Here is a 24,614-nt window from a genome sequence, read left to right as displayed (position 1 = left end):
AATATCTACCAAAATGGAATTATCGTGCAGTTCCGACTATTTAGCAGACGCTAATGTTATTAAATTTTCATTCCTAAATAGAACCTGTTCGTAGTTAGTAATTTAGTCCTCTTTATTAGCGCACATCAAAGCAAAAGCGAAGCTAAAATACTCCCGTTCGCAGTGAAAACTTCAGTCCTCTTTATTAGCGCACACAACCATTAAAGTCCTGCCTACAAACCTATACCAATTCGGAAAAGTACCCGAGCATCTGTAGGGACACGGCAATGTTGTATCCGGCGCGGGGAGTATGACACGGCATTGCCGTGCCCCTACTGTTCGCTTTGAGTTTTGATAATTGGTATAAGATTGAGGGTTGTAGCAAGACTTTTTTAAATTGGTATGATGAGAAAACTCTAATTTTAGACCATCAAACAGTCGTCAAAACTTGCTCTCTCAACTTGCCGATCAACTCATTAACCCCCCCCGTATTCAAACGGTAACTCAAAGGATGACCGATTAAATAAGCCGAACTTTCAAACAAAACATCAATTTCCACCAAACCATTTTCTCGCAAAGTTTTGCCAGTCGCAACCAAATCCACAATAGCCTCCGACATACCCGTAATCGGTCCCAACTCCACAGAACCGTAAAGAGGCACAATTTCCACCGGCAAATTCAAATTGTGAAAATATTCTCTGGCACAGTGTACGAACTTAGAAGCAACTCTACCGTGAGGAGGCAAATCCACCGTTCGTCGATAAGAACTAGAACCCTTCACCGCCACAGAAAGCCGACAATTGCCAAATTTTAAATCAATTAAATTGGCAACTTTCGGAGTTTTTTCCCGCAAAACATCATAACCAGCAATCCCCAAATCCGCTTGACCGTATTCCACATAAACCGGCACGTCGTGCGTCCTTACTAGCAAAGCTTTAGCAGTTCCGGTAGGGTCATAAATTTGAAGTTGTCGGTTAGAAGAATCGAGAAAAGCACTGAAGTCTAATCCAACCGATTTAAACAGCCGAATGCTATCTCCTAATAGTCCGCCTTTGGGAAGTGCAACAGTAATCATGTCAATTTTTAGAGTGTAAATTGCTCAATTTGGGAAGGGCGCGATCGCGGCACAAGCAGAAACAGCTTTTACCAAACTCAGAATAACACATAGAGTTCCTAGCGAAAAATAAATTTCGGGTATTGCTCGATCCTTTGTTTGGGTATATATTATATTTAGTCACTTGTTTAAATGGCGGTCAGCAGGGAAAAAAATCAAGAGTTTGACAGTCAAGAATTTGACGGATAATTTCACAGTGTAGACCCGGATTTCCTGAAAATTACAGTAGATGAAATCCTCTCAGGCGGCGGTCTAGAGGACGAGGAAATGGACTCTACACTAGCCGTACCTACTGCTAACCACGCCAGCATCCCCAGGGTCACAGGCTTGTCATCTTATGTGAAATGCAGTGTGTTCGATGACGCCGCCCGATCGAAGTTTGCAGAAAAACGTGGAACGCTGGGAGGCTGTTAATGTAAAATCCTTGCAGAGGCTGGTCGAGAGAACTGGACACTCGCGCGATGCCATTGTGTATCACGCCTTTGTGTATTCAACTCTAAAACTTAAAATTTAACGGGCGATCGCAAATAACTGACAGCTAAACTATGACCGAATTGACACTTGTTATTGGCAACAAAAATTATTCCTCTTGGTCGCTGCGTCCTTGGCTGGCGATGAAACAAGCTGGACTAAAATTTGCCGAGGTGAGAATCCCCTTAGGCTGGCCGACAACCCATAAGGAAATTCGGCGCTATTCTCCCTCGGGAAAAGTGCCAGTTTTAATCGACGGTGACCTAAAAGTGTGGGAATCTTTAGCAATTTGCGAATACGTTGCAGAACGCTTTGCTAATGATTTGTGGCCGGTCGATGTAGCGGAACGGGCGATCGCCCGTTCCATCTGCGCCGAAATGCACGCGGGGTTCCAAAATTTGCGCCAAAATATGCCGATGGACTGCCACAACCGCTATCCGGGAGAAGGGATGACTCCCGGTGTAGAAGCAGATATCGATCGCATCTTTGCCATTTGGCGCGAATGCCGCCAAAAATTCGGAACAGGCGGCAATATGCTGTTCGGAAAATTTACAGTTGTTGACGCTATGTTTGCCCCCGTTGTCCTGCGTTTTGTCACCTACGAAGTCAAATTAGATTCAGAAGCAAAAGCTTATGCTGATGCAATTTTGGCACTACCTGCAATCCAGGAATGGGTAGCAGCAGCTTGCAGCGAAACGGAAAGTATTCCACACATTAAAATCTAGGAAAAATCAGTTTACTTAACCTAAAATCTCAAATCTCAATTTTGAAATCAGGATGCGGATTCTTTTAGTTGATGATGAAGTTGAGTTGACTGACCCTTTGAGTCGAGTTTTAACCCGCGAAGGTTATACAGTTGATGTGGCATTTGACGGAGCAAGTGGCAGCAATTTAGCCATGCAGGGCAATTACGATTTGCTGATTTTGGATTGGATGCTGCCGACACAAACCGGACTGGCAATTTGCCAGAAGTTGCGATCGCAAGGACGGAGTACGCCAGTGCTATTTCTCACCGCCAAAGATACCGTAGACGATCGCGTACAAGGACTCGACGCCGGTGCAGACGACTATTTAGTTAAACCTTTTGAACTGCGAGAGCTCCTAGCCAGAGTCCGCGCATTACTGCGGCGGCCTCCTACTATTGATGCCGAGGTTGCTGTCGGGCGGCTGCAAGTTGCAGATTTACAGCTAGACTACGACAATCAATTAGCTTATCGGGGCGATCGCACAATTGACTTATCAGAAAAAGAATGTCAGTTGTTAGAATACTTAATGCGCCATCCAGGTCAATTGCTAACACATGAACAAATCCACCAGTATTTGTGGAATGAAGCAGAAAAACCCAGCAGCAATGTATTAGCAGCTCAAGTTCGCCTGCTGCGGCGCAAAATAGAAGCCCCGGGCGAATCTGTGCTAATTCACACAGTCTACGGCAGAGGCTATCGTTTTGGAGAAGCCAGCTAATAATAATAGAAATTGTACCCAACTCCTTTTTTTTACCCACTCGCGAAGCCGAAGCTCCTTCTGCCTTCTGCTATATTATTTGTTATCGGGAAAGTATGCACCCTAAACCAGCCTTTACGTATTTTGACAAACCAAAGTAATTACTGTCACTTCAGGGGGACAAAATAGCCTTCCCGGGGAATAAGTTCCCAAACCCCGATTCACGTACAGCAAATTACTTCCCACCTGATGCAAACCGCTAGCCCATTCCCAGTGAGTAACTACTCGATCGCAAGCCGACAGAAAAGGAATGAACTTTCGGATTGGTTGAGGAATCAAAAAGCCAATTTTTCTCACCCAAGCATACAAAGGTCCGATACCGGGAATAACGATTTGACCGCCGTGAGTGTGGCCAGACAACTGCAAATCAATCCGCCAATTTTGCAGCTTTTCAGCAGTATCAGGATTGTGAGACAATACAATCCGAGGAATCGCGGGATTTATTGATGCCATTACAGGTTTAGGCGCAAAATCGCCCGACCAAAAATCCGCTAACCCAACTAAAGCTAATTCTGACCCGAAAGGATAGATTGCTTCGTTGTACAAAACCCGAATGCCGACGCTATTTAAAGCATTAGCAACCTCTCTTTTTGACCCCGGCCAATAGTGGTCGTGATTGCCCAAAACCGCGTAAATTCCCACTCGACTTTGCAAGCTTTTCAATCGGTGCACTAAGGCGTAAATAGGTGCGGGGTCGTAGGTAATAAAGTCACCGGTTAAAAAAATCATGTCTGGTTCAGCTTCATTGGCCGCAGCAATCGCCTCTTCTAGCAACCATTCCGACAGCCGCACCCCGTCATAGTGAAAGTCAGTAAGCTGTACAATTTTAGTACCGGATAGATTTGCTGGGAGATTGGCGATCGGTATTTTTAAATACTCTACTCGCAGTTTCCCAGTTAATAACCTGTGCATAAATCTAAGGTTTATGGATGACAGAGCGCAACCTCTAGCTTAGCAAATAAATAGGCAAGACTGCCATACTAGATATTCTTCTCTTTTCCTTCCGTCATCTGACTAATAAATACTAATTGCTGACTAATAAACACTAATTTCTGACTGATGACTAATGGCTAAAGTCGTGGAGGCAAAAACCCAAACAATTCCCTCCACAAAATTAAACCCCCATGCCAATTTTAATTGAGAATTACTCGCATAATAGCGCCTGGTACTAGAACTTAATTGAATTAGTCTGACCTGCGAGGCAAGAATATATTGCTAATGCACTCTTTTCAATTGAAGCTCGCGAGTATTTATTAGATTAGCTTTTAAATTAATACTTCGGACAGTTTTTAAGCAGCCAGAGTACCATAGGACAGGAGTTCAGGAAAGTTAGGATAATTTAAAATCAAATCCGGTCTAAATCTAACTTATAAATAAAGGTAGAAAGCAGATGTCGATTGAGTTGCAGACCTTTATAATAACAGATCTAAAACACAAATAGCTGACTTGATAAGTGACAATTATAAGCCTGATATTTGGCTAAGTTAAGGGAAGTTAAACTGGCATCAAAATGAAAATTAAGCCGTTGGGGATGAGGAGATTGGCAATCATATAAACCCGTAAATTGTTTGGGATCACGGAAAATAAATTCAATTTGAAAACGCGCCCGATCGTATTCAATAATTTGCTCAGAATAGAGATTAATATCAGTGTTAAATAATAAAGCATTTTTGATTTTATCGTTGGCTTGAACCTCAGAAATACAAGCTTTCGCAAATTTGGCAATTTAAACAACAACTCGCCTTCCACTAATGTATAAAGTGAAACGCCCGGTTTTATTTCTTTAACAAAATTCAGGCGACTCAAATCCTGGCAGTCAAATTTACCATCATATTTACGAGGTGCGCCCAGTTTCTTTTGTTCACCTGTATAGAGATAACGGAGGTCAGCATCAACTCTTAATTTGTCAATTAAATCTAAATTTAACTACCGTACAGTCTCCCAGAATTTTGAAAAGTAATAATAGCCATCAGCCACTAAATAACGGACAGAGTTTGGCAAAAAAAACGAGTATTTTTTAAATATTTGGCATAGCAGTCAAGTCTTGTTATATCAGGATTAGAGGTGTCAGTTACCTGTTTTTTGCGCTGATTTTTGACCAGCTTTTTCTTTGTATGTGTTCGGTTTTTTTCGGTAGTTCTGTTTGAGGACGGGAGGGAGTTGGTTGCACACTTAAACTAATTAATAAATGAGTATATACTTCGACAATAAAAATTACAGAATTTTCCAGTCCCTGTTGGGCTTTGCCAGCTATGCTATTATAAAAATAAGCTTTTTCATCATTTTTTTTCAGTTTTTATTAAAAAAGAACAATCAATGACGACAATAATTGTCTGCTCAGAATTCAAAGCAAGTTCCGTGAAAATATTGATAAAGGTGAGATCTTAGGTTTTAACACACTCATCACGCCCAATAAGCAGTCAAGTAAGGCTCACCAAGAGGAAATCGGAACAATCATCAAAAAAACACAGGTCATCGCCACAATCGGCGTTAATTAGAGACTTAAACCCTGTGATAAGGGGATGGACTTCTTTCTATACAAACTCTGACGCTAAAAACGTTGGAGAACTTCAAAAACAAGATCACCTCACATACCTGAAACTTCGACGTTGGGCAAAACTCCGTTGTGGAAATATCAATGCAGGACACCTACTGTATTGGCACTCCATTGGCGGTAATAACTGGGTATTCACAACCAGAAAAGAGGGAGCGAACCCCCTTCGGTTACTAAAGCATAGAGAATTAGAGTGTAGCAGCACCGACTATGTGAAAGTTAAAGGGGATAAAAGTCTCTACGACGGAGACCTAGTTTATTGGAGTTCAAGAATGGGGAAAAATCCTGATTTGCCGAGTTCGGTATCAAAACTCCTGAAATGGCAGAAAGGGAAATGCCCTCATTGCGAACTTATTTTCAGAAACGAAGATGTAACGGAAGTTGACCATATCGTCCCCAGAGCCATTGGAGGTAAGGATGAGTACAAAAATCTTCAACTATTGCATCGGTATTGTCACGATGTTAAAACTAAAACCGACTTGGAATCAATCAGGAAACATAACCTGGAACTCGTATCTTCAGGAAAGAAATCTCAAGCAAGTCGGAAAGAAGGGGAAGCCCTCAAATGACAAGAGTACACCCGAGTAGCTGTGTGCGGTTAAAGTCGCAAGCACGGTTCCGAATCGGAGGGAGAAGATGGTAATACCTTCTCTCGACTCTACCTCATTGGGAAAAAATAATATTCTCCCACAGCCCCACAGTCCCCCTCTCCTCCCCCAATCTCCCACCAATTCCTAAAAATTCACAATTTTTTACACAACACTCAAAACCCCAGCAAAATCACCCGCAACAGCCGAAAGCTAACATCACTTTGCCCTCCGCTGACCCAACTTGGCCGAACTCACTCTCCCGTTTACCTCATCCACTAGCGCCTTTGTTCCCGTTCAAGTTACCCGCACAAGCCATCAACTGCCTGTATCCTAGCCCCAAAGCCAAAAGCCCAGATTGTTTGAGAAGTTAATTTTTGTTTTATTTTTGTTTTATTTTTGTACCTCTTTATATTAAAAAAGTATCGTAAAATTAATTAAAAATCTAAAAACATTATAAAAATAGATTTTTAGTTCAAAAAACCCGTTAAGATTCCCAAAAGTGCAAAATAAACAAATTTACTAGCATTTTCATTTAGACGCCCCCTTTCTTTTCCTCGCAAGTTAGCTAATAATGCTTTCAACGAGGTGACTTAGGGCAGGCTCGAAAATTGGCCTACCCCAAAGACGGATACAAGCCCCAAACAAAAGTCGTCGAGAGCGAAAAATTTTAGACATTAGGGAGAAGCCCCAGATTCATCTGTGGAGTCAATCTAAAATCTGAAATCTCAAATCGACTGACAGTAAGGGCATTGCAGTTGGGCTATTGCAACGTCGGCTAGTGCAATTGAGCTATTGCAGTTGGGCGATCGAAAAAAAGCATCAAACCCCAGCCCTCATAGTTTTGATAGAAACCTATAGGAGAACAAAGAGTGAAACTCGCAGTTTACGGAAAAGGTGGAATTGGTAAATCGACAACAAGCTGCAACATCTCCGTTGCCCTAGCCAAGCGCGGCAAAAAAGTTTTGCAAATCGGTTGCGATCCAAAGCACGACAGCACATTTACCCTCACTGGCTTCTTGATCCCGACAATTATTGACACCCTTCAGGAAAAGGACTATCACTACGAAGACGTTTGGCCCGAAGATGTCATTTACAAAGGCTATGGCGGCGTTGACTGCGTAGAAGCAGGTGGCCCTCCCGCAGGAGCTGGCTGCGGCGGCTATGTAGTCGGCGAAACAGTCAAACTGCTCAAAGAACTAAATGCCTTCGACGAATACGACATCATCCTGTTCGACGTGCTCGGCGACGTAGTGTGCGGCGGTTTTGCAGCCCCCTTGAACTACGCCGACTACTGCATGATTGTTACCGACAACGGGTTCGACGCTTTATTTGCAGCCAACCGCATCGCCGCCTCAGTCCGCGAAAAAGCCCGCACTCACCCGTTGCGACTCGCCGGTTTAATTGGCAACCGCACCTCAAAGCGCGACTTGATCGACAAGTACATTGACTCTGTACCGATGCCGGTGCTGGAAGTGCTGCCCTTGATTGAAGACATCCGCGTTTCTCGCGTCAAAGGCAAAACATTGTTTGAGATGGCCGAGAGCGATCCTTCCCTCAACTACGTGTGCGATTACTACCTCAACATCGCCGACCAGATTTTGGCAATGCCCGAAGGAGTAGTGCCCAACGACACGCCCGATCGCGAATTATTCTCGCTGCTATCAGATTTTTACCTAAATCCAGTGCAACCAGTGGTCAAGAAGGAGGAAGATGAGCTAGACCTGATGATGGTTTAATAGGTCTAGCGATCAGGATGAGGATAAAGAGGTTATGGCTTTTTTTGATACTTTTTCAGTTGCTCTCAAACAGAAGTGGTTGGACTACTACCAGGTTAATCGGGCTTGGCTGCTCCTGCACATGACGGCTGAGAACACGGTCGCCACACCCGACGGCGGGAAAAGGCCTGTTTCTTACCTCATCCTGGGAATTGCGGCTGCCCTGGAGCCGGAACTCCAGCAATTAATGCTGCCCTTCTCAAAACTGAAGGCGGATGCAGACAGCCTGATCGAAGTGTTGGGGCTAAATTTTGACCCGGACATCGCCCTGGGTATGCCCTCAAGTACGGCGCAACAAACGGCCACCCAAACTCCAACAACTGCTGCACCCGCAGCGACTCAAACAGCAACTGCTGCACCCGCAGCGACTCAAACAGCAACTGCTGCACCCGCAGCGGCTCAAACAGCAACTGCTGCACCCGCAGCGGCTCAAACAGCAACTGCTGCGCCCGCAGCGGCTCAAACTGCAACTGCTGCGCCCGCAGCGACTCAAACAGTAACTGCTGCACCCGCAGCGGCTCAAACTGCAACTTCTGCACCCGCTGAAGCCCAATCTAATAAATTAGGCGGTGCGGGCTTAGCAGCAGCAGGAGTGGTCGCTGGAGTCGCCGGAGCGGCCGGTCTGGCTGCTGCTGCGTCAGCACTGAGCTCCGACGATGAATCCTTCGATGAGTTTGAGGAAGAAGCAGTCTCTGACTTCGACCTGGGCGATGACGAGGAAGAAGCAGTCTCCGACTTCGATCTGGGCGATGACGAGGAAGAAGCAGTCTCCGACTTCGACCTGGACGACGATGAGGAAGAAGCAGTCTCAGACTTCGACCTGGACGACGATGAGGAAGAAGCCTCGGCTTTGGACGGTCTCGACCTCGGCGACGATGAGGAAGACGCGGTATCTGACTTCGATATGGGTGACGATGAGGAAGACGTGGTATCTGACTTCGACCTCGGCGATGACGAGGAAGATGTCGTATCTGACTTCGACCTCGGCGACGACGATGAAGAAGAAGCCTTGGGTTTGGGCGGTCTCGACCTCGGCGATGACGATGAAGAAGAAGCCTCGGCTTTGGACGGTCTCGGCCTCGGCGATGACGATGAAGAAGAAGCCTCGGCTTTGGGCGGTCTCGACCTCGGCGATGACGATGAAGAAGCATCCTCACAATTTGGGACTTTGACCTCTGGGGATCTCGAAGCGGGGATATCCGATCCGTTTGGGGAAGAAGATGAAGATTTTGTTGCGGAAGAAATACCCGATCCGTTTGGGACAGCGACCTCAGATGACCTAGACATGGATCTGGGCGACTTGGACGAAGACGGTATTGACGATTTCTCTGTATCTGATGACGATGACCTCGACGATCTCGGACTTGACGATCTGGGGGAAGCAACTACCGGAGATCCTGACGAAGATGATTTAGATGCTTTAGGTCTCGGCGATTTGGATTCCGACGATGAGGATGAAGAAATTTCGGGCTTTTTGTCGGATTTTAAGTGAGGTTGTTGCGATCGCCCGCGTCTCTTCAGTCTTGAAGTTTCACGCTCTATTTGTGAGTTGTGAGTTGCGAGCTGTTAATTATTTAATTAGCTCAAACTCACAACTACCAAAAGGCTTTTTGGCTTAGCGAGTTGAAGAACACTAAATCCCTGCTGTGAGGGATTATATGCCCTCGCGCAGAATTTTGTAGCAAAAATTTTGGATGCTGTGGCTGCTGCGGAAATATTGAGTGGGCTGCATCTATTTTTCAGGCGAATTACGTCAAAACCAGGTATTTCTATTGTTCGCTGCTTCAGCGCGATCGCAAAAAACAGATTTTTTTTCGCTCCTGTGCCTGTTCGCGTTTGATAGAAAAAATAACCTATTTCTCTCGTCCGCGAGAGCAGCGAGGCGATCGCAAAATCCAGGTATTTCCTCGCTAGGCGAGCCTGTCCTGTTCGAGACTAAAAACAATTTAAAGGGAGAACATTTGAAATATGACTGCTATTACTACTAATGAACCGGAAGCTTTAAACTTTGAATGCGAAACAGGCAATTATCACACTTTTTGTCCGATTAGCTGCGTAGCTTGGCTTTATCAAAAAATTGAAGATAGCTTTTTCTTGGTCATCGGTACCAAGACTTGCGGCTATTTCTTGCAAAACGCAATGGGCGTGATGATTTTTGCTGAGCCTCGCTATGCGATGGCTGAGTTGGAAGAAGGCGATATTTCCGCTCAGTTAAACGACTATGATGAGTTGAAGCGGCTGTGCTTGCAAATTAAGCGCGATCGTAACCCCAGTGTAATTGTTTGGATCGGCACTTGCACCACCGAAATCATCAAAATGGACTTGGAAGGGTTAGCACCGAAGCTGGAAGCCGAAATTGGCATTCCCATCGTCACAGCCCGCGCTAACGGCTTGGATTACGCCTTTACTCAAGGAGAAGATACCGTTTTAGCAGCGATGGCTGCTAAGTGCCCTGAGAAAGCGCCGGTGATGGAATCTCAGAAACAAGAACGCAATGCTATCTCTCAACTGCTGAATTTCGGCAAGAAAAAAGAGGAAGTTGCAGCAGATGAATCGGAATATGTCAAGCACACACCGCTGGTACTTTTCGGTTCTTTGCCCGATCCGGTTGTCACTCAGCTAACCTTAGAATTGAAGAAACAAGGAATCAAAGTTTCCGGTTGGCTTCCTTCCAAGCGCTACACAGAATTGCCGGTATTGGAAGAAGGCTATTATGTATCGGGCATGAATCCGTTCTTGTCGCGTACTGCTTCTACGTTGATGCGCCGCCGCAAGTGTAAGCTAATTGGTGCGCCATTCCCGATCGGCCCTGACGGAACTCGCGCTTGGATTGAAAAGATTTGCTCAGTGTTGGGAATTGAACCAAAAGGTTTGGACGAACGGGAAGCGCAAATCTGGGCTGGTTTGGAAGATTATCTGCAAATAATTCGCGGCAAATCTGTCTTCTTTATGGGAGACAATTTGCTAGAGATTTCTTTAGCACGTTTCTTGATTCGCTGCGGCATGACTTGCCCGGAAATCGGCATTCCTTACATGGACAAGCGCTATCAAGCGGCCGAGTTGGCTTTGTTAGAAAAGACTTGTCACGAGATGGGAGTTCCTACTCCTCGGATTGTGGAGAAACCAGACAATTACAATCAGTTGCAGCGGATTTACGAGCAGAATATTGACTTGGTGATTACTGGTATGGCTCACGCTAATCCTTTGGAAGCGCGGGGAATTAATACTAAGTGGTCTGTTGAGTTTACTTTTGCTCAGATTCACGGCTTTGGTAATGCGCGGGATATTTTGGAGTTGGTGACTCGTCCGCTGCGCCGGAATAATTCGCTGAAGGATTTGGGTTGGGGTAATTTGGTGAAGAATGAAGCGAAGGTTTAATTTGTGAATTTCACCTGACTCTTAGCGAGGGTGGGCAATGCCCGCCCTTGTTTATTAGAATAGTACAAGCATCTGTAAAACTTCATGGGCAAGTTAGGAAAACTGGTAGAACAATTTTTAGCAAATCCACCAGAAGTGCGATTTGACGATGTGTGCTATATTCTAACAGCTTTGGGATTTGAAGAAAAGCGATCGAAAGGAAGTCACCATACTTTTGTCAATGCTGATGGATTAAATATTACAGTTCCTAAAAAAGGCGGTCAAAAGGTAAAAGGAATATATGTAAAGCAAATTGTTGCGCTATTGAAACTGGAGGAATGGAGCAATGAATCAGAAGATAGAAGTGAAGAATAAATCTTTAGAATATTACTTGAGCCTGAGATATGCTATAAGTTTTTACCCAGATCCAGAAGGAGGCTATACAGTCCTCATCAAAGACCTTCCAGGTTGTATGTCTGTAGGAGAAACTTTGTCAGAAGCAATGGAGAACATTGAGGAAGCTAGGGAATTGTGGATAGAGACTGCTTATGAGTGCGGACATGAGATTCCTTTACCTGCAACGGAGGTTGAGTATAGCGGAAGTCTATCTTTACAGATTCCTAAATCTCTACATTTGAGTTTAGCAGAAAAAGCGGAAAGGGAAGGAGTTAGTCTTGACCAGTACATTCTGGTTGTGTTAAGTAAAGCAGGCTAAAAGATAATCAGATAAGGACGATCGAGTTTGAGCGAGGCTTAAAGGGCGAGCAATCTTTTTTAGGAACCGCTGATGCAGGCAGATTGACGCAGATGAACGCGGATGAAGAGGGCGATCGTACTTTTCAATCAATCAATTTACAATTACGCCAAATTTTAATAACATTCTAGGCAAATAATCATCCAAATTCTTGATGTGTTCATCTGTTAACTCAATCAGGTTCAGTTCGTACTTCTGATATAGTTTTTGCTTCACTTCCTTACGCGCCACATACTCCGGGTTGTTCTCATATCCCCAGTATTCAATATACACTTTCCCCCCAGGAATATAAAAGTCACAGTAAGCTTCTTCCTCTATGGGTAGTCGGCGTTCATAGGCATGAACTAGCTCCGCCATATAGAGCCAATTATCAATCAAAACTTCTGCTTTAGACCGCACAAAATGACCGTCGGTTGTTCGATGCTGTGCACTCGCCCGAAACTTCTCGCGGAACCCTAGCTTTGTGTTTACTTCTGTTTTGCTCTGTTCTGAATTGTCACCTTTAAGACTCTCAATAGTCGCTAGAAAAACTTGATTTGTCAGTATAGATTCTGGCCAAAGCACATAAGGAGTGTTATCTTGAGGGTAGGTTTTTTGCACCGCCCCAAAACCTATTCCCCGCTTAGTGGCTACCCAGCCGTTGCGCTCTTTGTTTACCAATCCTAACTCCGCTAAAATCGGATTGACTTTGTGCTTTGATATTTCTAGTTTCTCGCTGATGCTGGTAGCGGACAGAAGTGAGGGGGAAGAGGATTGTTGGGGTTTAGGTTTGGGCGCTGACACGGGTTGAGCGTTGTTAGCTTTCCAATGTTCGTAGCATAATTTGTGACCGGGTTTTGAAACTGCTTGATTGCATCCTGCCGCCGTGCAGGTTTCTGCTGAAATGGCAGATAAAGCTTGATTTATGGCTGCTAGCTTGCGGAGCAAAGGATCTAAGGTCATATTAACAGCTTGATATCTATTCAAAAATAGTACCACTTTAATTTCTATGCAGTCAAGAATTAAAAACTGGCGATTTTCTGTGGGATAGCTTCACTAGCGCGCACTTTTCCCCAACTCTTCCAGAATCTCAGGCCACACACCCGTAACACGATCGCAGGTACGATCGCCTATAATCGAAACTAGCCCAACTCTCATCAGTTGAGAAACCGCCATGAGTCAAGACAAGGAAAAAATTAGCTATTCAGAGAAAACAGAACGTCTCAGAGTTATCGGTCAGTTTATCAAAACAGTGACACCGATGATTTGGACGATCGTAATTTTAGTAGTCATAATTCCCCTATTAGGTAACTTTCTAATTTCCCAGTCACTAACAAATACGGGAACCACAGCAGTTGTCGTCTCGCCGCCACACGATTTTAGCAAAGTCAACCAAGACATTAAAAATGCTATCCAACAATCCCATACAACAGCCGAAACTTTCGCATCTAAAGAATTGGACAAATGGGAAACCGAAGTAATTGCAAGGGTTGACAACAGTTTCCTCGATTGGTACTTCGATTACTTCAATCAAAAAAAGATGGAGTTTACCGTACCTTTTAATTTCGTGAAATCAGCCGTACTCAACAGGTTTGACATGACAGCAGCATCTCGTGCTGTTTCCGAAAAATTAACCGAAGACTTTCAAAGAGAATTTGCTAACCGCGTGTTGGTTCCCAAAAACGCTCAACTGCGATTTCAATTAATCACTCAAGATACTGCTAATTTGTACATATCAGAAGTTAGCAAGAACGTGAAAGTAGTTCAAAACAATTATAATATACCGCAAGTACAGTGGGACAAATATCTGAACGATATTGCCACCACAATTAGCGATAAAGGAAACGTCTCGAATTTATCATTAAAAGTATTAGTTGGGGGCAGCGGCTACTTAATTGCTAAACCCTTAATTTTGGGAGTAGCAGCTAAAGTGGGTAGTAAAGTTACCGCAAAAGTTGCCAGCAAAGCCGCCGCCAAGGTAGCCACAAAAACAGGCGGTACAGTTGCTAGTCAGTTGGGAGTCAGTTTAATTGACCCTATTGTCGGCATCGGGATTATCATTTGGGATTTGTGGGATTACAATCACACAGTCCAAGTAGAAAGACCGATTTTGCGGGAACACATTGTAGAATACTTGAAAGATGTCAAAAAGTCCCTGCTTACAAATCCTGAAAGCGGAATCATGGCAGCAATTTATCAGTTAGAAAGCGGTCTTCTCAAGTCACTTTAATCATTTGGCGTTGCTTAATACAGGTATAATTGAAGATTTCACAATTGCCCCAAGCCAAGTATGGTTGAGTTTGTAACTTCCGAAAGAAATAGGTTTATACCGTTAATTAGCAACGCCCAAAAAATATAAGATAGAGGAATAACTAGCAATACTTCGGACAGTTTTTAAGCAGCAAGAGTACCATAGGATAGGACTGACGGGAGGTTAGGGTGATTTAAAATCAAGTTAGGGTCTAAATCTAACTTGTTAATAAAGGTGTAAAGTAGATGCCTATTAAATTCTAGGCGTTTGTAAGAGGCCATTGAAAACACAAAGGGAGCCGGAGATAAATGACGATTATAAGCTTCATATTTTGCCAAATTTAAAGCAATGAGACTGGAGTTAAAATGAAAATCAAGCCGTTGACTACCACGACATTGGCAGTCGGATAAACCTGTAAATTGTTTGCCATCACGAAAAATGAACTCAATCTGGAAACGGGCCTGATAATACTCAAGTATTTGCTCGGCTGCTAAAGCAATATCGGTGCTAAACAATAAAATATTTTTGATTTTACCGTTGGGTTGAAGATCTGAAATCACAGCTAAACGTATTTCAGATTTTAAACAATAACTCCATACTACTAATGAATAAAGATTAACTTCTGGTCGAAGTTTCTTGACGAAAGTTAAATTCTTTAAATTATTGCAGTCAACCTTTCCATCATATTTGCGAGGAGCGCCTCGTTGACTTTTTTCACCTGTATAGAGGTAATTCAAGTTAGCATCAATCCTTAATTTGCTAATCAAATTTAAATCTGCATCCCGTACAGCATTCCAGAATTTTAAGCGGCAATAATAACCATCAGCTACCAAGTAACGGACAGAATCTGGCAACAAAGAACGAGTTTTTTTTAAATGTTGAACATAGTCGTCAACTCTTGTTATCTCAGGCGTTGAGCTTGATGGCTTCTTTTTTGAACTCAGTTTTTTTGAGTTTTTTTTCACCTTAGCAGTTAGGGGATTTTTCGGTAGTTCTGTGGTCGGACGCCAGGGAGTTTGTTGTACACTTAGGCTATAAGATAAATGAGTTTCAACTTCGACCACAGAAATTACAGAAATTTCTAATCCCTCTTCAGGTCTGCCAGCTACACCATTATAAAAACTAGCTTTTCCTGACGTTTTTTTGCCGCTTTTGGGGAGAAAAGAACAATCGATAACTGCAATAAGTGTTCGCTGATGGTCTAAGGCTTTATTGATAAATAATTTATTAAATTCGGGAAAATCAAAGCCTTTAAAAAAGTGGCGACGATAGGTCTTTTCACTCAAAGAACTATAACGGCCCAGATTGGTAAAATTAACTTTGCCATAAACAAGTAAAATGGTGGAAAATAAAATAACCATAAACTTCTTTTTGGCTTGACTAATCCCTGGCATTTGTTGTAAGATAGATTCAAGAATATTCATCAGGCATTTTTTAAAGTTCGTGTGTTTTTTGAGCTTAACCTAAAAAGTGCCTTTTTTGTATGTTTGGTTCACATTCTAGTGACTTTTGTAGCTCGGCTCGCAGAGCGTCCCTCTTCCCAAACTGTCCGAAGTATTGAACTAGAAGAGTTGCAAAATTTAATCACATATAAAAAAATCATAAAATGGAAGAAAGCGCAAGCTGTCAAACTCAGATTAAAAGGATTTAGTTATCGAAAAATAGAAAAACGATTAGAAGTTGCAACAAGTTTTGTTCCACAAACTCACATAAAATACTTAGCCGGACAATCGCGGAATTAAAGTTAAAATATCAAGGTTCAAAAAACTATTTAATGGCTAAACAGTTCTCTGCAACGCCTCCCGTCCCTATCTAAACCCGAAAACCAAAATATATCAGAACTCGAAAGATATTTGAGGTTAAATTAGGATTTAATATTTAAAGCCTGGTCAAGTTATTATCGAATCTTGAAAGCGGTTAATTAATTAACCTGGCAGAAAGCCAAGGGATAAAAATCCAACAGCGATAAGTTATTCACAAAAAACGCTATTTTTGGCGAAAAAGATGATCGAAGCAGAAGCCAAAAATAGCAGGAGGATAACTGGTACTGTATGCCTTAGATGAGTGTCAGTCCGTCGCCCAAATACTCCAAAGGAAATGATCGAGTCGGCAGTTGCGATCGCCCTCTTCGAGTAAAATCAAGTAAATTTGCAAGTATTGGTCGATCGACCCCCGTTGCTAGACTATATTTGGATTCAAGGTTTGCTATACTCCAGAAATAGACACATATTAACCTTTGGAAAATCAATAGGCCGGAGCTATGACATCCTATGCAACCTCTACAGCAAGAGCCGAGATGAGTGAGATCCGGCGCTTGAAAAATATACTGCCCCCAGAACTCCAAAGTTGGGTAACAGTAGAAAAAACAATAGAAGTTAATCCTACCCTGATCCGGAGCGAAGAAATAGGCAAAGACCAGGTAGAAATCCAAATAGACCTGATCCGCTGGGAACAGCTAGCAATGGATCAGCGCAACCTCCTATTTTGGCACGAAGTCGCCAGAATCCAAAACGACACCATCCCCAGAGATGGTTGGGAAATGGCAGCCCTCGCCATTGGTTTAGGCGGCGCCGTCGGTGAACTTTGGGTGCAAGACGGCTTGCTGTTAATACTGGCCCTATCCCTGTGCGGCGTCTCCGGCTGGAGACTTTACCAAAAAAACAACGGAGAGAAAAGTTTAAAAGAAGCAGTAGACGCCGACGAAAAAGCCCTCGCCCTGGCCACCCGCTTCGGCTACACACTCCCAAACGCCTACAAAAGCCTCGGCAGTGCCTTAAAAACCTTAATCGAGCAAACCTCCAAAAAACAGCAGCGGGCTAAATACGAAGCTCGTCTCCAAGCCCTCAAACGCAACGCAGCGAAAGCCAAAGCCAAAGTCAAACCCATCACCCGCGAAACTTCCCAGTCAGAAAACGTCTACAATTCTTAACCTCATCCCCCGACACTTGTTACGGGGGTTTTGCAGTTAACGGTTAACTGTTGACTTCTGTGTTAGCTGTTAACTGTTAACTGCGGTGGCTATCCGGTGCAAGACAGGCAAAAAAATTATTAACGACAAGATTAATCGGGCCTGAATCCACAAAAATCTTGATTCCGATGTCAAAGTTTGGCAGCGACTGCGTTCAAAAATCTTGGGGCCAAAACAGCGACTGGTAGACTCAAGTCTATTTTTCCCTTGGATATCACGCTCGGCGGGCGAGTTTTAAGGCGTTTTTGTAAAGTTTGTATAAAGCTAGCTTAAGAAGGAGCTGCTAGGACAGAATAAGCTAAAGACATCAGCTTGAAATTTGAAACCAGGACTTCATGGTCAGCCAAACCCCAGAGGCAGATTTTCGGGTTACGTACTTGGACGAGACTCCCTCAGTTCACATACCCGTGCGCTTGAGCGTACTTGAAGCGGTAAACTTCAAGACAACCTGCCAGCAACTTTTCTCTGGAAACACCGTTCCCAGCAAAATCGTCCTAGACTTCAGTCAGACAACATTCATCGACAGTAGCGGAATTGGTGCTTTAGTCAGCAATCTGAAATTTGCCAAACAGCGCGGCAGCGACTTGGTGCTCCGAAGCCTCAAGCCGCAGGTGATGGCAGTATTTGCTCTCACCAGCCTAGATCAAGTGCTGACTATCGAGCAGCCCTCTGCAACCTCAACTCCCACAGAGACCAACCCCTCGGACAATCACCTACCGATGACCCACCCCTCAGTGCAATCGTGGGTGAAGCGGCTGATAGATATCGTTGGGGCAATAGTCGGTTTGATGATTACAGGAATTTTGCTCGTACCCATAGCCGCAGCCATCACGATCAACGATCCAGGCCCGATATTTTTTGCTCAAACCCGCTGCGGCTGGATGGGCAGACAATTTCGGATTTGGAAATTTCGATCGATGTGTACCAACGCCGAAGCGATGAAAGACCAAATCAAAAACCAAGCTTCTGGCGCATTTTTCAAAAATGACAACGACCCGCGGATTACCAAAGTCGGGCGCATCTTGCGCAAAACCAGTCTCGACGAACTGCCGCAGTTTTGGAACGTGCTCAAAGGCGAAATGAGTCTAGTCGGCACTAGACCGCCTACCCCAGACGAAGTTGAGCGCTACGAAGTCCCTCAGTGGCAGCGTTTGGATGTCAAACCCGGGATGACCGGGGAATGGCAAGTCAACGGTCGCTCTCAAGTCCGCGATTTTGAAGATGTCATCCGTTTAGACTTAAAATACCAACAAAACTGGAGCCTGGTGTATGACCTCAAACTAATTGTTAAAACTGTAACAGTCCTGTTTAACAAAAATAGCGGCGCTGTCTAGGAACCCTCAACAACCCACCCCTGAACTTTCAGGTGCTGTTGGGGACGGGCGGCGGGAACTCGAACTTGATACTTAGTCAAGCAGACGATCGCTAGCGATAGCTACGTTAGCATTAAGTGTTAAAATTCACACGCCCAGAAAATGCGCAGCTAGTTGCCAGCTCTGCAATCAGAGCATTAATAATTAGCAATTTGCGACTTCGAGATCCTACTCGAACGATCCCAGCATGATTTTCGAGGACGAGAAGAACTCACCTGTGTTTAGAAAAGTACCGACTGCTAACACGGTTCAAGCTCAAATCACTGCCTCGCAAGCTGACTCGGGAATTTTCCCTATTTAAACGCCCTACCGAGGCGGGTTACAGTATCGGAAGTCTCTCATTTGCTGTGCGAGTAAATGGTGCGAAAGGAATGCTCACCTTGAGGCAAAACGGGCTTCTTCAACTCAAGCTTGACTTAACTAATATGTTGCCAAGACCTTGCCCTCCTTTTCCTCTCCCTCCGGCGCTGAGTACAGCGGTGGTGGGGGCCGACCAGGGGGAAGAAAGATGAAAGACAAGCAACCAAAGGCCGAGTCGCACCTTCAGGTTGAAACAGACCTGAAGGCTTTAACATCCGTTTTGGAATGGTTGGAGAATATCGTTTTGCCCATGATACCAGCGGATTTCTGGTGGCAGTGCCGGCTGATAATCAACGAAGGCTTTACAAACGCTGTCCGCCACGCTCACCAGAACTTGCCCCCCGCGACGCCCATAGACATTGAGGTAAAAGTGTTTGCCGATTACTTAGAAATTAGGATTTGGGACAGGGGTCAACCCTTCAACTTAGAAGCAAAGCTGCACTCGATCATGCAAGAGCAGCGCGATCCCTTGGACAGAGAAGGAGAAAGGGGACTGGTGTTCATGTACAAGCTCACAGACGAGCTTCGGTATATCCGTACCGACGATCGCCGCAACTGCCTGGTAATGCGCAAAAATATTACTTGATGGCGCGATACCCGCCCGGTCAGGGCGGCTTCTTTCGCTCAGGTGGAATAGCTCCTAACGTCGCCCCCTGTTGTGCTACCGGGAACCTAACCACATCCTCTGCAATTCACCGGGTGCAGGCTCGATGCACGCGACAGCAGGACAATTTGCTTCAAACTAAATATTATGCGTATTCTAATTTATTCCTATAACTACTATCCAGAGCCGATCGGCATTGCCCCCCTGATGACAGAACTAGCGCAAGGTCTAGTCAAGCGCGGCCACGAAGTCCGAGTCGTCACAGGAATGCCCAACTATCCCCAGCGCCGGATTTATCCGCAATATGAGGGCAAATTTTACCTCACAGAAGAACACAACGGCGTCACAATTCAGCGCAGCTACCTGCGCGTCAACGGCCCGCACCCCAGCCTCCTAGACAGACTTGTGCTAGACGGCAGTTTTGTCGTCTCCAGCGCCGTCCAAGCCTTCAGAGGCTGGCGTCCCGACGTGATTTTCTCGACCATGCCCCCTTTACCGATTTGCGTCCCAGTCGCGTTTTACGGCTGGATTCGCGCTTGCCCGATCGTCCTCAACGTTCAGGATATCGTCTCTGAAGCAGCCGTGCGCGTCGGCTTGGTCAAAAAAAACGGACTGCTAGTTCGCATTGCTGACGCTTTGGAAAAATTGGCCTACAGCACAGCCAGCCAAGTCAGCGTCATCGACAGCGGTTTTGTCAAAAAATTGCATTCTCAGGGAGTACCCCCGGAAAAAATAGTTTGCGTTCCCAATTGGGTTGATGTCAATTTCATTCGGCCCTTACCCAAGGAAAGTAACTCATTTCGAGAAACTCACAAACTCAAGGGCAAATTTGTCGTTCTGTATGCTGGCAATATTGCCCTAACTCAAGGCTTGCAAACAGTTGTCCAAGCAGCGGCTCGTTTGAAACACATAACCGAAATCGCTTTTGTAATTGTGGGGGAATCAACAGCCTTGGGGCGCTTGCAAAAAGATTGCGAAACTTACAAAGCTAATAATGTAATGCTGCTGCCATTTGAACCGCGAGAAAAATTGCCCGAATTGTTAGCTGCTGCTGATGTTAGTTTAGTCGTACAAAAGCGCCGCGTTACTAACTTCAATATGCCTTCAAAAATTCAAGTAATTCTCGCCAGCGGCAGGGCAATTTTGGCGTCGGTTCCTGAAACTGGTACGGCCCAGAAAGCAGTGCAGCAAAGCGGTGGCGGGGTGGTGGTAGCGCCGGAAGATTCGCAGGCTTTGGCAGATGCAGTAGAAGATTTGTACTTAAATCCCGATCGGGTGGATGCGTTGGGCGAGCAAGGCAGAAATTATGCTGTGGAGAATTACGGATTTGAGGAAGCTTTGAATCATTATGAAGCTTTATTTGCGGCCGTTGCAGCGAGTCATGGTGAGAAAATATTGGCACCGCTGCCAAAATAAGATCGGCGATTGAAACCGCACGTGCTGTACAGTGCCAAAAGATGTTCAGAGCAGTACAGAAATAACGCTCGTTAAGATAAACGCCTCAAAAATAAAATACTGAGCGTCGATCGATCTAATTCCCCAATCTACCAGAACCGGAACAGTCGCCGCAGCCATCAAGGCAGCCATTACTGCACCAATAAAAAGTAAAATAGCGATAACAGAAAAAAATTTTTGACTGCCAACCACAGCCATTTCGATTAAGCTTTTTAGCGGAAATCCCCTTTTCAACAAAATGGCAATCAAAATTACCATCGAAGCCAGAAGTGGAGCAACTAAAAAAAACCTTTGATGGCACTGACTAAAAGTAGAACAAATGAAATAATTACAAAGAACAGCCAATCCATCAGACATATCCAAAAAATAAAATGTCTCTAAAAGATAGACTAGGGCGTGTTTTCTTTCCCCTGAGCTCCCCTAGCACCCTTTAATAAGACGGGGATAAGAGAATTGTTTCGTTCCCCGATGTTTTGGGGGACACGATGGGGATCGAGACTTGGATATAACCCAGACAATGAGAAGAAAACGCTAAAATAAAATAAACTATACAATTTTGGAGTTAATATTTGACACTTGCACCCGCGCGCGAAAATGTCCTAGCTTGGCTCTGTGACCGCGTTCCCGCTGCCCGCATCACACATATCCTCGGAGTCGAACAGGTAGCAGGTGACTTGGCTCGCCATTACGGCCTCGACGAAGCAAAAGCCCGATCGGCCGGTTTGTTGCACGATTTGGCAAAATACTTCAAACCTCAACTGCTGCTGCAAATGGCAAGGGCGGAAGGTTTAGAGTTAGACTCAGTGTTGGAAGCACACCCGCATTTGCTGCACGCAGACGCAAGCGCGATCGTCGCCAGAGACGAATTCGGGGTGGTCGATCGAGAAATTTTGGACGCAATCGCCAATCACACCCTCGGCAGACCAAACATGAGCCAGCTCAGTTGTACCGTATTCATAGCAGACACTATAGAGCCGAGCCGCGGCAACACAGCCGAACTAGAAGCACTGCGCGAGGCAAGCTTGCAAAATCTTTATGCAGCCGTGTGGCAAACTAGCGATTATTCTCTTAAATATTTGCTAGAAACTCGCTGCTACATCCACCCCCGCACCGTACTTACGCGCAATTGGGCGCTGCAAATGGCTCGATCGCCGGAAACAGGAAATTCGACGGAGAAGTCGATCGAACAAATCACAAGTTAAAAGTAAAATTTACCAGAAATCCTGTTCTTACTTTTGGCTTCAACCTAACTCCTATTTCCCGTCTCAAACTGCCAACAACCGATCGCGAAAGCGCACCCATTCTTCCTTACCGTATCAATTAGGAACTTAAACACTGAATGTCAGATCTAACCCAACTCGAATACTCCAGGGCCCAGTCTACAGCAACGGACAGCACCTCCTCAGACGAAGCCCGCGGCCTGATCATGACCGTTGCCCAAGCAGCCGATGACCGCAAAGCCGTTGATATTGTATTGCTCCGGGTGTCAGAAGTATGCTACTTGGCAGACTACTTTGCGATCGTCACCGGATTTTCCAACGTGCAGGTACGAGCCATCTCCCAAGCAATAGCAGACCAAGTGGAAGAAGAGTGGCAACGCTTGCCACTTCGTACACAAGGGCTATCAGACGCTAGTTGGGTCGTCATGGACTACGGCGACGCGATAATTCACATTTTGAAGCCTCAAGAGCGGGAGTTCTACAATTTAGAAGCGTTCTGGGGACACGCCGAACGCATTGACTTTTCCCCCGCGCCGTGAGGATGGCTAATGTGAAAAACGTTTCTGCTTCTATTTGTCCAGTTCCGCAAGAGCAGCGACCGATCAATGAATACCAAGAACTTAAAGAATCCTGGTTTTTTAGCTGGGTAACACTCAATTGGCCCGGATACCTGGCAAAACTAGCTTGGGTCTGGGCTTGGAGTTGCTTGGTATCGGTGCCGATAGCTGCTTCTAGCTTTGCTCCTGTCAAGTATCCAGCTCAGTTTGTCCTCAGCGGTGCCGCAGGTGCCGGTTTTATTCTAGGATTAGCTTTGCTGCGGCTCTACTTGGGTTGGTTCTACGTGCGATCGCGCCTTTCAAATCCCACGGTCGTCTACGAAGAGTCTGGCTGGTACGATTGTCAATCTTGGCCTAAAACTCCCGAAGTTTTGCTTCAAGACCAGTTGATTGTCAACTACCAACTAGAACCAATTCTCAGGCGTCTGCGGCAGACATTTTATGGTTTGACAGTATTGCTGGTTGCCGGGGGACTAACTTGGAGTTGTTTGTAATCGGGAATGGAAGGGAGTTTTGAGTTTTGAGATTGCCGCCCACAGCCAACAGGGTACACGGAGTGCATGAGCGAGAAACGATCGCAGAAAGATTAACTTTATAACTCTTAACTGGCAGCTCGCAACTCATAACTTCCTGAACCCCAATCTAAAATCTAAAATCTAAAATCTAAAATTGATATGACAAGGGGAAAACGAACCCAAGCTCCCGAACTTGAAGTCACACTGCTGCGCGAAGGTATTGTGGAATCGAGGCACCGCGCCCAGGCCGCTGTCTGCGACAACCGCGGTCGCGTTCTGTCTGTTGCTGGTAACTCGGAAACGGCCTCATTTGTCCGTTCTTCACTCAAGCCTTTTCAAGCTTTGGCGGTGACGGCGACTGGCACTTTAGAACGCTACGAATTGACCGATCGAGATTTAGCGATTATTTGCAGTTCCCATCAAGGTACGATCGAGCAATCGCGCCAGGTATTTAACGTCCTGTGGCGCTGCGACATTGACCCCTCTAAACTTCAATGCCCCATTCCCGAAGGCAAAAAGAGCGCCCTGCAATACAACTGCTCCGGCAAACACGCCGGAATGCTGGCTGTCTGTCAGCAACTGCACTGGCCTATGGAAACTTATTTGCGCCGCAAACATCCCGTCCAGCAGCTTATTTTGGGCAAAGTGGCTGACTTGCTGGCAATGCCTGCCGAAGAGTTTATCAGCGCTCGCGACGACTGCGGCGCTCCTACTTATCTGTTGCAGTTGGGGCAAATGGCGTCTTTGTACGCTCAGTTAGCCTCCGGCAACAATGTGGATATGGAGCGGATTGTCCGCGCTATGACTCACCACCCGATGATGGTTGCGGGTGAGGGCAAATTTGACACGGAACTGATGCGCTTGACTCAAGGGGAATTGGTGAGCAAGTCCGGCGCCGAAGGGGTGCAGTGCATTGGCCGCGTTGGCGAAGGCATGGGCTTGGCAATTAAGGTGACGGATGGGGGAAAGCGCGCTCAATTTGCTGTGGCGATTCACTTGCTCAAGCAGTTGGGGTGGATTACTCCGACGATCGCCGAAACTCTTTCGGAGACTTACCTCACTCTCAGCGACTTCAAGCGCTTGGAGGTAATCGGGGAAGTTTCGATGCTTTAGTGCGATCGAGACTCTGAGCCGATTTCAGCAACCCTTCCCACAATCTCAAAAGTTTTTTTGATTGTGGGGTTGCTATTTTCAGAAAGATATGTTTATATTAGAAAGACAGACAAAGCGACGCG

23 protein-coding genes and 1 pseudogene are annotated in these 24,614 nt (G+C 45.3%); 19 read left to right on the top strand and 5 right to left on the bottom strand.

All coding sequences use genetic code 11. The features are described from left to right. Positions 1-409 precede the first annotated feature (409 nt). The gene (hisG, locus tag QUA20_RS20485; protein WP_333190883.1) at positions 410-1,054 is read right to left on the bottom strand and encodes an ATP phosphoribosyltransferase; all 645 of its coding nucleotides are present in this window, start codon (positions 1,052-1,054) and stop codon (positions 410-412) included. A gap of 306 nt (positions 1,055-1,360) precedes the next feature. Between hisG and QUA20_RS20480 the strand changes: the two genes are divergently transcribed. The 3 genes from QUA20_RS20480 (at position 1,361) to rppA (ending at position 3,028) form a co-directional block, all read left to right on the top strand. Then, positions 1,361-1,507, top strand: coding sequence for a hypothetical protein (locus QUA20_RS20480; protein ID WP_333190882.1), 147 nt, complete (start codon positions 1,361-1,363; stop codon positions 1,505-1,507). 131 nt (positions 1,508-1,638) lie between these two features. Beyond that, on the top strand, positions 1,639-2,289 hold the full coding sequence (locus QUA20_RS20475; protein WP_333190881.1) for a glutathione S-transferase family protein: 651 nt from the start codon (positions 1,639-1,641) through the stop codon (positions 2,287-2,289). 52 nt (positions 2,290-2,341) lie between these two features. After that, positions 2,342-3,028: a two-component system response regulator RppA gene (gene rppA / locus QUA20_RS20470; protein ID WP_333190880.1), complete on the top strand. Its 687-nt coding sequence runs from the start codon at positions 2,342-2,344 to the stop codon at positions 3,026-3,028. Between the two features lie 114 nt (positions 3,029-3,142). Here the strand turns inward: rppA and QUA20_RS20465 are convergent, their stop codons facing one another. Beyond that, positions 3,143-3,979, bottom strand: a complete 837-nt coding sequence (locus QUA20_RS20465; protein ID WP_333190879.1) for a metallophosphoesterase — start codon at positions 3,977-3,979, stop codon at positions 3,143-3,145. Positions 3,980-5,479: 1,500 nt separating this feature from the next. Between QUA20_RS20465 and QUA20_RS20460 the strand changes: the two are divergent. The 7 genes and pseudogenes from QUA20_RS20460 to QUA20_RS20430 all read left to right on the top strand — a co-directional run. Beyond that, positions 5,480-5,632: pseudogene (locus tag QUA20_RS20460) on the top strand (group II intron maturase-specific domain-containing protein); the annotation flags it as partial. A 201-nt stretch (positions 5,633-5,833) separates the two neighbouring features. Next, positions 5,834-6,190, top strand: coding sequence for an HNH endonuclease signature motif containing protein (locus tag QUA20_RS20455; protein ID WP_333190878.1), 357 nt, complete (start codon positions 5,834-5,836; stop codon positions 6,188-6,190). A gap of 890 nt (positions 6,191-7,080) precedes the next feature. Further along, complete coding sequence (bchL, locus tag QUA20_RS20450) at positions 7,081-7,947, top strand: ferredoxin:protochlorophyllide reductase (ATP-dependent) iron-sulfur ATP-binding protein (protein ID WP_172189973.1); 867 nt, start codon at positions 7,081-7,083, stop codon at positions 7,945-7,947. Positions 7,948-7,981: 34 nt separating this feature from the next. Then, positions 7,982-9,478, top strand: a complete 1,497-nt coding sequence (locus QUA20_RS20445) for a DUF5331 domain-containing protein (RefSeq protein WP_333190877.1) — start codon at positions 7,982-7,984, stop codon at positions 9,476-9,478. 476 nt (positions 9,479-9,954) lie between these two features. Next, positions 9,955-11,364 (top strand): ferredoxin:protochlorophyllide reductase (ATP-dependent) subunit N, encoded by a 1,410-nt coding sequence (locus QUA20_RS20440; protein ID WP_199292772.1) that lies wholly within the window; start codon positions 9,955-9,957, stop codon positions 11,362-11,364. 84 nt (positions 11,365-11,448) lie between these two features. Next, on the top strand, positions 11,449-11,718 hold the full coding sequence (locus tag QUA20_RS20435) for a type II toxin-antitoxin system HicA family toxin (protein WP_333190876.1): 270 nt from the start codon (positions 11,449-11,451) through the stop codon (positions 11,716-11,718). Then, positions 11,690-12,058, top strand: a complete 369-nt coding sequence (locus QUA20_RS20430; RefSeq protein ID WP_333190875.1) for a type II toxin-antitoxin system HicB family antitoxin — start codon at positions 11,690-11,692, stop codon at positions 12,056-12,058. Before QUA20_RS20435 ends, QUA20_RS20430 begins: the two co-directional genes overlap by 29 nt. 132 nt (positions 12,059-12,190) lie before the next feature. On the opposite strand, the gene QUA20_RS20425 is transcribed toward QUA20_RS20430, so the two are convergent. Then, positions 12,191-13,063 (bottom strand): hypothetical protein, encoded by an 873-nt coding sequence (locus QUA20_RS20425; protein WP_333190874.1) that lies wholly within the window; start codon positions 13,061-13,063, stop codon positions 12,191-12,193. 187 nt (positions 13,064-13,250) lie between these two features. On the opposite strand from QUA20_RS20425, the gene QUA20_RS20420 reads away from it, so the two are divergent. Then, entirely contained in the window at positions 13,251-14,306 is a 1,056-nt protein-coding gene (locus tag QUA20_RS20420; protein WP_333190873.1) for a hypothetical protein, read from the top strand. Positions 14,307-14,470: 164 nt separating this feature from the next. On the opposite strand, the gene QUA20_RS20415 is transcribed toward QUA20_RS20420, so the two are convergent. Continuing rightward, the gene (locus tag QUA20_RS20415) at positions 14,471-15,751 is read right to left on the bottom strand and encodes a transposase (protein ID WP_333190872.1); all 1,281 of its coding nucleotides are present in this window, start codon (positions 15,749-15,751) and stop codon (positions 14,471-14,473) included. Between the two features lie 836 nt (positions 15,752-16,587). Here QUA20_RS20415 and QUA20_RS20410 point away from each other — a divergent pair. The 4 genes from QUA20_RS20410 to QUA20_RS20395 all read left to right on the top strand — a co-directional run bounded on the left by QUA20_RS20410 (position 16,588) and on the right by QUA20_RS20395 (position 21,048). Next, entirely contained in the window at positions 16,588-17,256 is a 669-nt protein-coding gene (locus QUA20_RS20410) for a DUF3318 domain-containing protein (RefSeq protein WP_172189967.1), read from the top strand. Between the two features lie 374 nt (positions 17,257-17,630). Further along, the gene (locus QUA20_RS20405; protein WP_333190871.1) at positions 17,631-18,629 is read left to right on the top strand and encodes a sugar transferase; all 999 of its coding nucleotides are present in this window, start codon (positions 17,631-17,633) and stop codon (positions 18,627-18,629) included. Positions 18,630-19,176: 547 nt separating this feature from the next. Then, complete coding sequence (locus QUA20_RS20400) at positions 19,177-19,614, top strand: ATP-binding protein (protein ID WP_333190870.1); 438 nt, start codon at positions 19,177-19,179, stop codon at positions 19,612-19,614. A 165-nt stretch (positions 19,615-19,779) separates the two neighbouring features. Continuing rightward, positions 19,780-21,048: a WcaI family glycosyltransferase gene (locus QUA20_RS20395; protein WP_333190869.1), complete on the top strand. Its 1,269-nt coding sequence runs from the start codon at positions 19,780-19,782 to the stop codon at positions 21,046-21,048. A gap of 45 nt (positions 21,049-21,093) precedes the next feature. Here the strand turns inward: QUA20_RS20395 and QUA20_RS20390 are convergent, their stop codons facing one another. Further along, positions 21,094-21,345 (bottom strand): hypothetical protein, encoded by a 252-nt coding sequence (locus QUA20_RS20390; RefSeq protein ID WP_333190868.1) that lies wholly within the window; start codon positions 21,343-21,345, stop codon positions 21,094-21,096. 311 nt (positions 21,346-21,656) lie between these two features. Here QUA20_RS20390 and yqeK point away from each other — a divergent pair, with 311 nt between their 5' ends. The 4 genes from yqeK to QUA20_RS20370 all read left to right on the top strand — a co-directional run bounded on the left by yqeK (position 21,657) and on the right by QUA20_RS20370 (position 24,492). After that, on the top strand, positions 21,657-22,289 hold the full coding sequence (gene yqeK, locus QUA20_RS20385; RefSeq protein WP_333190867.1) for a bis(5'-nucleosyl)-tetraphosphatase (symmetrical) YqeK: 633 nt from the start codon (positions 21,657-21,659) through the stop codon (positions 22,287-22,289). A 137-nt stretch (positions 22,290-22,426) separates the two neighbouring features. After that, a complete protein-coding gene (gene rsfS / locus QUA20_RS20380; protein ID WP_333190866.1) occupies positions 22,427-22,846 on the top strand; it encodes a ribosome silencing factor in 420 nt (139 codons plus the stop codon). Positions 22,847-22,848: 2 nt separating this feature from the next. Then, on the top strand, positions 22,849-23,358 hold the full coding sequence (locus QUA20_RS20375; RefSeq protein ID WP_172189954.1) for a CGLD27 family protein: 510 nt from the start codon (positions 22,849-22,851) through the stop codon (positions 23,356-23,358). A 180-nt stretch (positions 23,359-23,538) separates the two neighbouring features. Then, entirely contained in the window at positions 23,539-24,492 is a 954-nt protein-coding gene (locus QUA20_RS20370) for an asparaginase (protein WP_172189952.1), read from the top strand. The last annotated feature ends 122 nt before the right edge of the window (positions 24,493-24,614 follow it).

The organism is Microcoleus sp. Pol7_A1 (genome assembly GCF_036701085.1).
Lineage (GTDB): Bacteria > Cyanobacteriota > Cyanobacteriia > Cyanobacteriales > Microcoleaceae > Microcoleus > Microcoleus asticus.
The sequence above is the reverse complement of the archived record's forward strand: the minus strand, read 5'-3'. Positions and strand labels throughout refer to the sequence as shown.